This window comes from Nocardia stercoris (genome assembly GCF_003696265.1).
GTDB classification, from domain to species: domain Bacteria; phylum Actinomycetota; class Actinomycetes; order Mycobacteriales; family Mycobacteriaceae; genus Nocardia; species Nocardia stercoris.
In genome coordinates, this window is sequence record NZ_RFFH01000004.1 from 557778 (window position 1) to 571508 (window position 13731).

General features: G+C 71.0%; 5 protein-coding genes. 3 read left to right on the plus strand and 2 right to left on the minus strand.

The features are described 5' to 3' along the window. Positions 1 to 3: 3 nt before the first annotated feature. The gene (locus EBN03_RS13560) at positions 4 to 420 is read right to left on the minus strand and encodes a Fur family transcriptional regulator (RefSeq protein WP_122188421.1); all 417 of its coding nucleotides are present in this window, start codon (positions 418 to 420) and stop codon (positions 4 to 6) included. A 19-nt stretch (positions 421 to 439) separates the two neighbouring features. Further along, entirely contained in the window at positions 440 to 832 is a 393-nt protein-coding gene (locus EBN03_RS13565; protein ID WP_233608355.1) for an ArsR/SmtB family transcription factor, read from the minus strand. 169 nt (positions 833 to 1001) lie between these two features. On the opposite strand from EBN03_RS13565, the gene EBN03_RS13570 reads away from it, so the two are divergent. From EBN03_RS13570 to EBN03_RS13580, 3 genes are all read left to right on the plus strand, one after another. Continuing rightward, on the plus strand, positions 1002 to 2393 hold the full coding sequence (locus EBN03_RS13570; RefSeq protein WP_122188320.1) for a glycine--tRNA ligase: 1392 nt from the start codon (positions 1002 to 1004) through the stop codon (positions 2391 to 2393). 279 nt (positions 2394 to 2672) lie between these two features. Continuing rightward, positions 2673 to 3392, plus strand: coding sequence for a DUF6875 domain-containing protein (locus tag EBN03_RS13575; protein WP_407671141.1), 720 nt, complete (start codon positions 2673 to 2675; stop codon positions 3390 to 3392). Beyond that, complete coding sequence (locus EBN03_RS13580) at positions 3389 to 13669, plus strand: non-ribosomal peptide synthetase (RefSeq protein ID WP_158675614.1); 10281 nt, start codon at positions 3389 to 3391, stop codon at positions 13667 to 13669. Before EBN03_RS13575 ends, EBN03_RS13580 begins: the two co-directional genes overlap by 4 nt. The last annotated feature ends 62 nt before the right edge of the window (positions 13670 to 13731 follow it).

A 13731-nucleotide genomic window follows, 5' to 3' on the forward strand; every position in this document is an offset into this window, starting at 1 on the left:
CGGTCAGCGGCGCGCGGGGCAGGACGCGCAGGTGCCGAACACTTCCAGGGTGTGGCTGATGTCGGTGAACCCGTTCTCGGCGGCGACCGATTCGGCCCACGCCTCGACGGTCGGGCCCTCGACCTCGACCGTGCGCCCACAGTGCCGGCAGACCAGGTGATGGTGGTGGCCGGTCGAACACTGGCGGTACACCGATTCGCCGGTGTCGGTGCGCAGGACGTCCACCAGGCCGGCGTCGGCCAGTGACTGGAGGGTGCGGTAGACGGTGGTCAGGCCGATGCCCTCGCCGCGCCGGCGCAGTTCGTCGTGCAGATCCTGCGCCGAACGGAACTCGTCGATGTCCCCCAGCAGTGCGGTGATCGCGCTGCGTTGACGAGTACTGCGAACCCCGACGGTCTTCTCCGTTGTGCGCTCCGGCACGGTCACCCTTCCTGCCCGGTCATTCACCGGCGTGTGCGACGGCGTCGACCACGATACGCGCCAGATGGTCGTCCACCAGCTCGTAGATCACCTCGCGTCCGGTGCGAACCCCGCGGACCACGCCCGCGGACTTGAGGATCCGCAAATGCTGGCTCACCAGCGGCTGGGTCACGCCCAGCGTGTCGACGAGCTCGTGCACGCAGCGCGGTGACTCCTGCAACTGCAGCACGATCGCGATCCGGACCGGCGCGGCCAGTGCCCGCAGCAGCTCACCGGCGGACTCCAGCACGGTCCGGGTGGGGACGGCCGGTGCGGCCGGCGCCCGGTAGGGGTACGGGTCGTGCGGGATCGCGGTGGGTGCCTCGAAGGCGGTGCGGCTGCGCGCCCGGGGCGCACCACTGTCGGCGGTCATGAACCAACTCCTAATTGGAAACCGATGCCAATTGTGGTATGCACAGGTGCGCATGTCAACCGTGGCGCGCGTGTGTCGCGCCGCGCGCGGATACTGCTTCGACCCGTGCCGCCCGGCCTCGATAGGCTGGACGGAACAGCCGATCCACAGCCAGAGGAGAACGTCAGCCGTGGCACCCAAGTCGAAGGTCGACACTGTCGCCAATCTCGCCAAGCGTCGCGGCCTGGTCTATCCGTGCGGTGAGATCTACGGAGGCACCAAGTCGGCGTGGGACTACGGCCCGCTGGGTGTGGAACTCAAGGAGAACATCAAGCGGCAGTGGTGGCGGGCCAACGTCACCAGCCGCGACGACGTGGTCGGCCTGGACTCCTCGATCATCCTGCCCCGCCAGGTGTGGGTCGCCTCGGGTCACGTCGCGGTGTTCAACGACCCGCTGGTCGAATGCCTCAACTGTCACAAGCGCCACCGGCAGGACCACCTGCAGGAGGCCTACGCCGAGAAGCACAACCTCGACGACCCCGACTCGGTGCCGATGACCTCGATCGCGTGCCCCGACTGTGGCACCGTCGGCCGCTGGACCGAGCCGCGCGACTTCAACATGATGCTCAAGACCTACCTCGGCCCGATCGAGTCCGAAGAGGGTCTGCACTACCTGCGCCCGGAGACCGCGCAGGGCATCTTCATCAACTACAAGAACGTCTCCGACACCACGCGCAAGAAGCCGCCGTTCGGCATCGGCCAGATGGGCAAGAGCTTCCGCAACGAGATCACCCCCGGCAACTTCATCTTCCGCACCCGCGAGTTCGAGCAGATGGAGATGGAGTTCTTCGTCAAGCCGGGCGAGGACGAGCAGTGGCACCAGTACTGGATCGACACCCGACTCGCCTGGTACACCGACCTCGGCATCGACCCGGAGAACCTGCGGCTCTACGAGCACCCGAAGGAGAAGCTGTCGCACTACTCGACGCGCACCGTCGACATCGAGTACCGCTTCGGCTTCCAGGGCAGCGAATGGGGTGAGCTGGAAGGCATCGCCAACCGCACCGACTTCGACCTCAAGACCCACTCCGAGCACTCGGGTGTCGAGCTGGCCTACAAGGACCCGGTCACCGGCGAGAAGTACACCCCGTACGTGATCGAGCCGGCCGCGGGCCTGACCCGTTCGCTGATGGCGTTCCTGTGCGACGCCTACGCCGAGGACGAGGCGCCCAACACCAAGGGCGGGGTCGACACCCGCACGGTGCTGCGCCTGGACCGCCGCCTCGCGCCGGTCAAGGCCGCGGTGCTGCCGCTGTCGCGCAACGCCGACCTGTCGCCGGTGGCCGGCAAGCTGGCCGCCGAACTGCGCCAGGCGTGGAACGTCGAGTACGACGAGACGCAGAACATCGGCAAGCGCTACCGCCGCCAAGACGAGATCGGTACCCCGTTCTGTGTCACCGTCGACTTCGACACGCTCGAGGACCAGGCGGTCACGATCCGCGAGCGCGACACCATGGCGCAGGAGCGGGTGGCGCTCGATCAGGTCGCGGGCTATCTGGCGCAGCGGTTGATCGGCTGCTGATCGACTGAATTTTCCGGCGAGGGCCCCGGCGCGATCGCGCGCCGGGGCCCTCGTTCGTCGGCGCCCTCGACGCGAAACAATCTTGCGTGCGGAATAGGCCGCACGGCCGAACCGATACCCCGGAAATACCGTCTGTACCGTCTCGGGCCTGAAAACGGTTGACCGGAAAACTAGGGTTTTCACCACTCGTGAAACGATTCTTGCGCGACGCACAATATTGAGGCAAGGCATCGCAAAGGACCGTCTGCCATCGACAGCGGTGCCCCTGCGAGGTGAAAGATGAGTGGAGCAGTGGTCGGCCTTCGTTCCGGTGCGCGGTGGATTCCCTTCGCCGGTGCCGACGAGACCCCCCCGGGCCACGGTGCGGCGACGGAATCGCTTCGCACCTGGGCCGAGTCCTTCCTGACGCGCCCCAACCCCGACCTCGGGCGGGACGGTTCGGTGTGCCCGTACGTGCGCCCGGCCCTGGATCGCGGCCTCATGTGGGTGTGTTGTATTTCCGGCCACAGGCCTGATATTCGACAGCTGCGTGAAACGATGTACGACGCATTGGATATATATCCGACGCTGACGCAAGGACACGCTTCCGCCAAATCCGTGCTGTGCGCGATGGTCACCTTGTTCCCTCAAGTGACCGACTATCGGATGGTCGACGACTTGCACGAGGAATTCAAGAGCAGTTTTGTCGATCAAGGCACGATGCTCGGTCAGTTCTATCCCGGCTGTGCGCAATCCGGATTGTGGAACAAGGAATTTCGGCCGTTGAACTCGCCGGTGCCGATGCTGGTGGTGCGGTCGATGATGTCGACGGACTTCCCGTTCCTGCTGGAGCGCCCGGAATGGATGAACGCCTACGTCCGCAAGTTCGCGCCGCAACTGCCGGCGCACGTGCGCGCCGCGGTGGTCGGGCGCCTCACAGCACAGCCGGAGCACGAGGTTCCGGCCTATATCGCGCAGCCGGAACCCGCCGGCGCGCCCGTCCCCGGTGGTCGATCATGAACCCAACCCTTGCCACACCGTCCGCGGTGCAGACCTTCCCGCTCTCGCCGGCCCAGCTCGGATTCTGGTACGCCCAGCAGCTCGACCCGGCGGTCCCGCTGACCGAAGCCCAGTACATCGAGATGCGCGGCCCGCTCGAGGTCGCGGCGTTGATCCGGGCGGCCCGGCAGGCGGGCGTGGAGTTCGGTTGCGGGATCCTGCGACTGCGGGAGACCGCCGGCGGGCCGGTGCAGGACATCGACCCGGCGATCGAACCGGAGGTGGGGTACCTCGACCTGAGCGACCGGCCCGACCCGTTCGCCGCGGCCCAGGAATGGATGCGGGCCGACGTCGCCGCCCCCATGGATCTCGCGGTCGGCGCGCCCGGCGTCTCGACGATCATCCGGCTGGGGACCGACCGGCACCTCTGGTACTCCCGGCTGCACCACATCCTGATCGACGGGTTCGGCGCGATGACCATGGTGCGCCGGATCGTCCAGCTGTACAACGCGGAACTGGGTGGCCCGGCGGCACCGCCCTCGGCCGCGGCGCCGCTGCGCGAGCTGTACGACGCCGAACTGGCCTACCGGGCGTCGGGCCGCTACACCGCCGACGAACAGTACTGGCGCGAGCACACCGCCGGCATGCCGCAACGCTGCAGCCTGGTCGCCGCCGACGCGCCCGCGGTGGCGCTGGCCCGGGAGGAACGCTACGAACTCGATCCGGCGACCACCGACGCTCTGGACGCCGCCGGCCGGCTGTACGGCACCGGTTCGGCGTCGGTCGTGATGGCCGCGGTCGCGCTGTACTACGCCCGGCTCACCGCACAGCCGGAGGTGGTCCTCAACCTGGCCGTTTCCGGCCGGACCACCGCGGTACTGCGGCGCTCGGGCGGGATGATGGCCAATATCGTCCCGCTGCGCATCCGGGTGCCCGCCGGCGCGACGCTGGCGGACCTGCTCGGCGCGGTGCGGCAGGCGGCGTCGGGTGCGTTGCGGCACCAGCGTTTCCGCTACGAGGACATGACGGGACCGCAGCCCGACCATGCCGGCACCGAACCGGAATTCGGGCGCGGGATCGTCGGGCCGGTGCTCAACATCATGACCTTCGGCGACGAGATCGAGCTGACCGGAATCGAATCCCGGCTGCACGTGGTCACCTCGGGCCCGATCGAGGACCTGTTCGTGAACTTCTACCAGCACGGGGCGAGCGCGCCGATCCACCTCGACTTCGCGGCCAATCCGCGCCTGTACGACCAGGATTCGCTCAGCCGCCACCATGCCCGGTTCCTGGTGCTGCTGGAGTCGATGCTGCGTGCGACCCCCGAGACACCGGTGTCCGACCTCGAACACCGGCTGCCGGACGAGGATTCGATCGCCGGCCCGATCCACGGCCCGCGAGCCCCGGCGCCGCGGCTGCTGCCGGATCTGCTCGCGGCGGGCCGCGCGCTCGCCGGTGACGACGCGATCGCCGTCGTCGAGGGCGACCTGCGCCTGACCTACCGGGAGCTCGACGAGCGGTCGCAGCGGCTGGCGCACACCCTGGCCGCAGCCGGTGCCGGGCCGGAAACCGCTGTTCTGGTGGCACTTCCGCGCTCGACCGCCGCCATGGTCGCGCTGTGGGCGGTCGCCAAGACCGGTGCCGCCCACGTGCCGGTCGGCACCGGTACCCCGGCCGAGCGGCTCACCCGGATCGCGGCCACCAGCGCGTCGGTGCTCGGTGTCACCGATGCCGGACTGACCGGAGTGCTGCCGCCGGTGGTGCGCTGGCTGGGGATCACCGGCGAGGGGCAGCCACGCCCCGGCGGCGACGGTTCGGTGACAGCCGAGGCGAGAGCCGTTCCGGGCGAGGCGAACCCGGAGGACCGCACCGACTGGCGCGCCGACCCGACGGCACCGGATCACGTGGCCTACATCGTGTTCACCTCCGGGTCGACGGGTGTGCCCAAGGGCGTCGCGGTGACCCACCGCGGCCTGGCCGCCCTGACCGACGCGGTCGGCACGGCCTATCGGCCCAGCGTCGGCTCCCGCGTATTGCAATGCCTGAACCCGAGTTTCGACGCGGCGGTGCTGGAGTGGCTGTCCGCGTTCGGGCACGGCGCGACATTGGTCGTGGCACAAGGCGATCCGGTGGTCGGTCGGGCGCTCGCCGCGCAGATCAAGGAACACGGTGTGACACATCTGTGTTCGACACCCGCCGTACTGGCCACCCTCGGACCCGCCGCGCTGGCGGGCGTGCGCTCGGTGTCCACCGGCGGTGACACCTGCCCCCCGGATCTGGTGTCGCGCTTCGGCATCGGCCGCACCCTGCTCAACTCCTACGGACCCAGCGAGGCCACCGTCGCGGCCACCTTCACCGGTGCGCTGGTGCCGGGCCGGCCGGCGCACCTCGGTGACCCGGTGCCGGGTATGGGCCTGGTCGTGCTGGACCGGCTGCTGTCCCCGGTCACCGCGAGCTCGGCCGGCGAGCTGTACATCCTCGGGGCCGGCCTGGCGCGCGGTTACGCGGGCCGCCCCGGCGCTACCGCCGAGCGATTCGTCGCCTCGCCCTACGGTCCGCCGGGAAGCCGGATGTACCGCACCGGCGACGTGGTGCGCTGGACGCCGGACGGCCGGACCGGCCAGGTGGCGGCCCCCGGCTGGGGTCTGGAATACGTGGGCCGCAGCGACTTCCAGGTCAAACTGCACGGTGTGCGGGTCGAACTGGGTGAGGTCGACGCTGTGCTCGCCCAGCACCCCGGCGTCGAGATCGCGGTGACGGTCGTGCGGCAGGCGGCCGCGGGCTCGGTGCTCGCCGCCTATGTGGTGCCGGTCGCCACCGTCACCGTCACCGAGGCCGCGCTGCTCGACCACCTCGCCCGGCAGCTGCCGCCGGCCGCCGTCCCCGCGACGGTGACGGTGCTGTCCGCGCTGCCGCTCACCGTGAACGGCAAGATCGACCGCACGGCCCTGCCCGAACCCGAGACCGGGCGGCGGGACCGGCCGGCCGACACCGTCGCCGAACGCGTGCTGTGCGGGGTCTTCGCCCAGGTCCTCGGGCTGACCGAGATCGGTGTCGACACATCCTTCTTCGCGCTGGGCGGCGATTCGGTGGGCGCCATCGCCCTGGTCGCCAAGGCCCGCGCGGTCGGTTACGCCTTCTCCGCCCGCGACGTCTTCGAGCAGCGCACGCCGGCGCGGCTCGCCGCGATCGCCACCACACCGGAACCCGTTGCGGCACTGCCGGAAGGGCCACTGGTCGAGTTGCCGCCGGACGAATTCGCCGACTGGACCGAACATTTCGGCAAGATCGAGGACGTCCGGCCGGTGACCCCGCTGCAGCGCGGGCTGTGGTTCCAGAGCCGGCTCACCGCGGGCGCGCCCGATCACTATGTGGTGCAAGCGGTACTCGACCTGGAAGGTGAGCTCGATCCGGCTCGGCTCGCGGCCGCCGCCTCCGCTCTGGTCGCGCGGCACGACGTGCTGCGCACCGCCTTCGTGGCCAGCGGGGAATCGGTGGTACAGCTGGTGGTCGAGGACGTCGCGGTCCCGTGGCGGACCGTGCACCGCACCGGCGAACACCCGGACGAGGAACTGGACCGGCTCGCCGCCGCCGAACTGCGGGCACCGTTCGCCGTGGACGCACCGCCGCTGATCCGCTTCCTGTGTATCGTGCGCGGCGACAACAGGTTCCGGCTGGTCATCACCAACCACCACCTGATCCTGGACGGCTGGTCGATGCCGCTGCTGTTCGCCGAACTGATCGCGCTCTACGGATCCCGGGACTGGGACTCGCTGCCCGCTCCCGTGTCCTTCCGCGCCTTCCTGCACCGGCAGAGCGCCGTCGACGGTGACGCGGGCCGGGCGGCCTGGGCCGAGGCGCTGCGTGGTCTGGCCGGTCCCACCCTGGCGGTGCCCGGGGCCGCGCGCGGTGCGGTCACCGCGGGCACTCGGGAGCTGGAAGTGCCGCTGCCGCAGGCGATCTCCCAGCAGTTGCCGGTATTCGCGGCCGACTACGAGCTGACCCTGAACACGATCGTGCAGGTGGCGTGGGCGCTGGTGCTGGCGGACCTGACCGGTTCCGCGGATGTCGTGTTCGGTGGCACTGTCTCGGGCCGGCCGGCGGATCTGCCCGGCGCCGAGCGCATGGTCGGCATGCTGATCAACACGATCCCGGTGCGGATCCGGCTGGACGCGGGCGAGCCGGTGTCCGACCTGCTGGCCCGGGTGCAACAGGAACAGTCCGCGCTGAGCGACTTCCACTCCGTCGGGCTGGACGAGATCCAGGCTGTCACCGGGTTCGGGCCGCTGTTCGACACCACCACGGTGTACGAGTCCGCGCCGACCGACGCCGAGGCACTCACCGCCGCCCTCGGCCGGGGCGGCATGACGGTCGCGAAAGCGTTGTGGCGCAACGGAACCCACTATCCGCTGGCCCTGGCCGGCTACGCCGGGCCGCGATTGGTGGTGTCCCACGCCGCGCCGCAGGTCGATGCCGAGACCGCCGAGCGGGTGGTGCGCCGGCTGGTCACGGTGCTGACCGGCATGGTGACCGATCCCGCCTGCCGGACCGCGCGACTGCTGGCCGCCGATCCCGCGCCCGGCGACGCGCGCTGGGCCGGTCCGGCCGCCGAACCCGTGCGGTCGCTGGCGGAACTGCTCACCGAGCACTCCGACAGCACGGCGGCCGCGCTGCTCGACGGGGACACGGAGCTCACCTACGCCGAGCTGGATCGGCGCTCGAACCGGTTGGCCCACAAGCTGATCGAGCGGGGCGCCGGTCCGGACACGACCGTCGTGGTGGCGCTGCCCCGCTCGGCGGAGTGGTTCGTGGCCGCGACCGCGGTCGCCAAATCCGGCGCGGCGTTCGTGCCGGTCGACATCACCGCGCCCGCCGCCCGGATCGCCGCCGTCGCCACGGAAAGCGGTGCCCGGCTGGGCGTCACACTCGCGACCGTACGAAACGGCCTGCCCGACAGCCTGTCCTGGCTGGACGTCGACGAACTGTTCGAAACCGGTTCGGCCGCACCGGTCACCGATGCCGACCGGATCCGGCCGCTGCGTCCCGAGCACGCCGCCTATGTGGTGTTCACCTCCGGTTCCACGGGCACCCCGAAGGGTGTGGTCGTCACCCACGGCGGCCTGGCGAATCTGGCGGCCGATACCGCCGACCGGCTGGGACTGCGGCCCGGCGCGCGCGTGGTGCACTGCCAGAACCCCGCCTTCGATGCCGGGATCCTGGTGTGGCTGGGCACCCTGGTGGCGGGCGGCACCCTGGTGATCGCGCCCCAGGGCGTGAACGCAGGCGCCGAACTCGGCGCGATCCTCACCGGACACGGTGCGACACACCTGATCTCGACGCCGTCGGTGCTGGGCACCCTCGACGATCGCGCGCTGGCCGGACTGGAGTCGGCGTGTGTCGGCGGCGAGGCCTGCCCGCCGGCGCTGGTCCAGCGCGTCGCCGCGGATCGGGCACTGATCAACTCCTACGGACCGGCCGAGACGACCGTGGCGGTCACCTTCGGCGAACCTCCTTCTCCCGGTTCGCCGCTGCCGCTGGGCACACCAGGCCGGGGCGTACGGCTGGCCGTGCTGGATCGCTGGCTGCGACCGGTGCGATCCGGCGCGACCGGCGAGCTGTACGTGGGCGGGCCCGGGGTGGCGCGCGGATACGCGGGCCGGGCCGGACTGTCGGCGCAGCGCTTCGTCGCCGACCCGTTCACGCCCGGACAGCGGCTGTACCGCACCGGCGACCTGGTTCGCTGGCGGGTCGGCCCGGACGCCGCCCCGGCGCTGGAATACCTGGGCCGCAGCGACTCTCAGGTCAAGGTCCGCGGTGTGCGGGTGGAACCCGAGGAGATCGACGCGGTGCTCACCGCCCACCCCGGGGTGGCGGCGGCGGTGACGGTGCCGCGCACCGTCGGCGGCGCGGTCGCGCTGTGCTCCTACGTGGTGTCGGTCGACGGTACCGGTCCGGCGCAGCTGCAGGCCTGGGCGGCCGAACACCTGCCGCGGTACCTGATTCCGGGCGTGATCCAGCTGGTGCCGGCGCTGCCGCGGACCGCCAACGGCAAGGTCGATGTGCGTGCCCTGCCGGAACCCGAACTGGGCGTGGCCGATTACGTGCCGCCCAACGGCACGGCCGCGGTGGTCGCCGCCGTGTTCGGGGAGGTCCTGCACCGCGATCGGATCGGAGCGCCCGACGAATTCTTCGCTCTCGGTGGCGATTCGCTGTCCGCGACGCGAGTGGCGGCGCGGCTGGGCTCGGCACTGGACACCGAGGTACCGGTGCGGATGCTGTTCGAGACCCCGGTGGTCGCCGACCTGGCGGCCGCGCTGGACCGCCTCGCCGGGCGCGGTAGCGGCCCGGAGCTGCGGCCCGGACCCCGGCCCGATCCGGTACCGATGTCGCCTGCGCAGCAACGGATGTGGTTCGTCAACCGGTACGAGCCGCAGTCGCCCGCCTACAACCTGCCCGCCGTGATGTGGCTGCGCGGCGACCTCGACGTCGCCGCACTGCGGGCCGCGCTCGGCGATGTCGTCGCCCGGCACGAGACGCTGCGCACCCGCTACCCCGAACACGACGGAGTAGGTTGCCAGGAGGTGCTGGACCCGGCCGAGGTGCTGCCCGCGCTGGAGCCCGTGCCGGTCACCGCGGAAGAGCTGGAGGCCGCCGTGACCGAGGTGGTCTGCACCGGATTCGATGTCACCACCGAGGTACCGGTGCGGGTGCGGCTGTTCCGGCTGCCCACCGGCGAACACGTGCTCGCCTCGGCGACGCACCACATCGGGACCGACGGGTTCTCGATGGGCCCGCTGGCCCGTGACGTGGCCGTCGCCTACGCCGCGCGTCGCGCCGGTCAGCAGCCCGTGTTCCCGCCGCTGCCCGTGCAGTACGCCGATTACGCGGTCTGGCAGCACGCCCGGCTGGGTCCGGACGGTGAGGCGGATTCGCTGCTCGCGGAGCAACTTCGGTACTGGAAGCACACCCTGGCCGACCTGCCCGACCACCTCGAACTGCCGGTGGACCGGCCGCGTCCCGCCCGCGCCACCCACGATGCCGCCGATGTCACCATCCGCATCGAACCCGAGATCGTCACGCGTGTCGGCGATCTGGCGCATCACCAGCAGGCGACGCCGTTCATGGTGCTGCACGCGGCGCTGGCCGTGCTACTGGCCCGCACCGGCGGCGGATCCGATATCGCGCTCGGCACGCCGGTGGCCGGCCGCGGACACCCCGATCTCGACGACGTGGTGGGCATGTTCGTCAATACCCTGGTGCTGCGCACCGGGATTCGCGCCGACGAGAGCTTCCGGTCACTGCTGCGCCGGGTACGCCGCACCGACCTCGACGCATTCGCCAACGCCGACCTGCCCTTCGAGCGACTGGTCGAGGTGCTGGCGCCGACCCGGTCGGTGGCCCGCCATCCGCTGGTCCAGGTGATGCTGATCTTCCAGAATCTGGCTCCGGTCCAGGTCACGCTGCCCGGGGTGACCGTGGAGGCGCTGCAGTTCAGCCAGACCACCAGCCGATTCGACTTGCACCTGACGGTGCAGGTGGAGGACGGCGGCTGGTCGGTGCGGATCGGCTACGCCACCGATCTGTTCGACGAACCGACCGTACGCACCCTGGGCCGACGGCTGCGGCGGCTGCTGGCCGCGGTGGTGGCCGACGACTCGATGCCGGTGGGGGACATCGAGATTCTCGACGCCGCCGAGCGGGCCGAGCTGCTGACCCGCAACACGCTCCCCGCCGCGCCGCCGGTGCTGTTGGCCGACGTGCTGGCCACGGCCGTCGCGTCGAATCCGGACGGCACCGCGATCGTCTGTGGTTCGGATCGGCTGACCTACCGGGAACTCGACGAACGTTCGAGCCGGCTGGCGCAGTCGCTGGTCCGTGCCGGCGCCGGTCCGGAAACACTGGTGGCAGTTGCCATCCCACGGTCGCTGGAATCAGTCTTGGCAGTCTGGGCGGTCACCCGTTCCGGTGCGGCCTTCGTGCCGGTCGATCCGGGTTATCCGGCCGAGCGGATCGAGCGGATTCTGGCGGTGTCGGGTGCGGGCCTCGGCCTGACCACTACCGCGGTGCGGGAACGGTTCCCGGACACCGTGCGGTGGATCGAGATCGATGCCGCGGCACCCGATGGGGCGCCCGGGGTGCTCCCGGCCCTGGCCCCCGGGCACCTCGGGGGGAGCGCCGATCCGGGGCGCGTCGCGCGGGTGGACAACCCGGCCTACGTCCTGTTCACCTCCGGATCCACCGGAGAGCCGAAGGGCGTCGTGGTCACCCACGCCGGCCTGGCCAATCTCGCTGTCGCGCAACGGGAGCGGGATCCGATCACCGCGCGGTCGCGGGTCCTGCACGTGGCCTCGCCCAGCTTCGACGCGTCGGTGTTGGAAATGCTGATGGCCGTCGGCGCGGGTGCGTGCCTGGTGGTGGCGCCCGCGGATGTGGTCGCGGGGGAGGACCTGACCGAGCTGATGGTCCGCGAGCGGGTCACCCATATCGCTTGCACGCCTTCGGTCTTGGCCACACTCGAGGTCGGCCGGCTGGACGCGGTCGAGGTGGTGGTGACCGGTGGCGAGCCCTGCCCGCCCGATCTGGTCGCGGCCTGGGACACGCCCGGGCGGCGGTACTTCAACGACTACGGCCCGACCGAATCCACCGTGTGGGCAGCGGGTTCCGAACCGCTGCGGACCGGGGATCCGATCACGATCGGCACCGCGGCGCCGGGTATGCGGGCCCGGATCCTCGACGCCCGGATGCGGCTGGTGCCCGAGGGGATGGTCGGCGAGCTGTACCTGTCCGGAATCGGCTTGGCGCGCGGATACTTCCGGCGCCCGGCGACCACCACGGGCAGTTTCGTGGCCGACCCGTACGGTGCGCCGGGGCAGCGGATGTACCGGACCGGCGACCTCGCCCGGCTGCGCGACGGCCGGATCGAATACGTGGGCCGCACCGACCACCAGGTGAAGCTGCGCGGGCTGCGGATCGAGCTGGGTGACATCGAGGCCGCGCTACTGGCCGACCCGGCGATCGCGCACGCGGTGGCGGTCGTGCGCGACGACGGGCACGGCGCCCGCCTGGTGGCCTACGTCGTCGCCGCTGCCGGTGAGCTCGCCGTCGGCGCGGTGAAACAGGATCTGGCGCAACGCCTTCCGGCCTACATGGTGCCGGGCGCGATCATCGAGCTGCCGGCCCTGCCGCGCACCGCCAACGGCAAGCTGGACCGTGCCGCCCTGCCGGTGCCCGAACCCGTTGCCCAGCAGGCATACCGGGCGCCGACCACGGATCTGGAACGGGCGGTGGCCGCCGCTTTCGAGTCCGTCCTCGGCATCGGGCGCGTCGGCGCCGACGACAACTTCTTCGACCTGGGCGGGACCTCGATGGTCGCGATCCGGCTGGTCTCGACGGTCAAGGCGGCAACCGGTATGGCGCTGCCGGTGCACTGGATGTTCTCCGATCCCACCCCCGCCGCACTGGCCGCCCGGCTGAGCGAACTGCGCGACCAGCCCGGGCTCGACCCGGCGCTGCGGGTGCTGCTGCCGCTGCGGACCGACGGCGACCGCACACCGGTGTTCTGCGTCCATCCCGCCATCGGATTGGCTTGGTGCTATACGGGTTTCGGGCAGTATCTGCCCGGGCACCCGGTGTACGGCCTGCAGTCGCCGGGCATCGCGGACGGCGGTTCACCCGGTCGCACCGTGACCGAACTGGCGGTGCGGTACGCGGCGGAGATCCGGCGGGTCCGCCCGCACGGACCCTATGTGCTGCTGGGCTATTCGGCCGGTGGCCCGATCGCGCAGGCGGTCGCGGTGGAACTGCGCCGGCAGGGCGAAGCGGTGCCCGCGCTGGTGATGCTGGACAGCCGGGCCGGCGGCGGCGCCGTCGACGTTGACGAGTCCGACATGCCCACGGCGGCGGATCTGCTGGCCGAGTTCGGTGGGGTCGAGGTGCCCGAGGGCGAGGATGTCGGCTACGAGCGAGCGGCGGAACTGCTCGCCCAGGGCGGCGGCCTGTTCGGCGCCCTGGGCGCATCCGACCTCGAGCACCTCTACCGCGACTTCCGCAACCTGGCCGGTGCGTCGACGCGGCACCAGCCCGAACTGTTCGACGGGCCACTGCTGATGATCCGTTCCAACGACACCTCCGACGACGATCTGGCCGCCGGGTGGGGGCCGTACATCGGCGGTGCGGTCACCCAGTACCGGGTCGACTTCGACCACAACCATCTGACGACTCCGGACGCGCTGCGGTCGATCGGGCCGGTGCTGGCGCAGTATCTGGACGCGGGTGCTGGGAGTGTCGTCGTCGAGTAACCGGTCGGCGGTGCAGCACGTCCATGGCAGTGGGCCGTCATCGGCTCCCAGCTTGCGGCGCG

Coding starts and splice junctions, on each gene's coding strand:
- EBN03_RS13565 (WP_233608355.1), bottom strand. CDS start 832: ATGACCGCCGACAGTGGTGCGCCCCGGGCGCGCAGCCGCACCGCCTTC.
- EBN03_RS13580 (WP_158675614.1), top strand. CDS start 3,389: ATGAACCCAACCCTTGCCACACCGTCCGCGGTGCAGACCTTCCCGCTC.
- EBN03_RS13575 (WP_407671141.1), top strand. CDS start 2,673: ATGAGTGGAGCAGTGGTCGGCCTTCGTTCCGGTGCGCGGTGGATTCCC.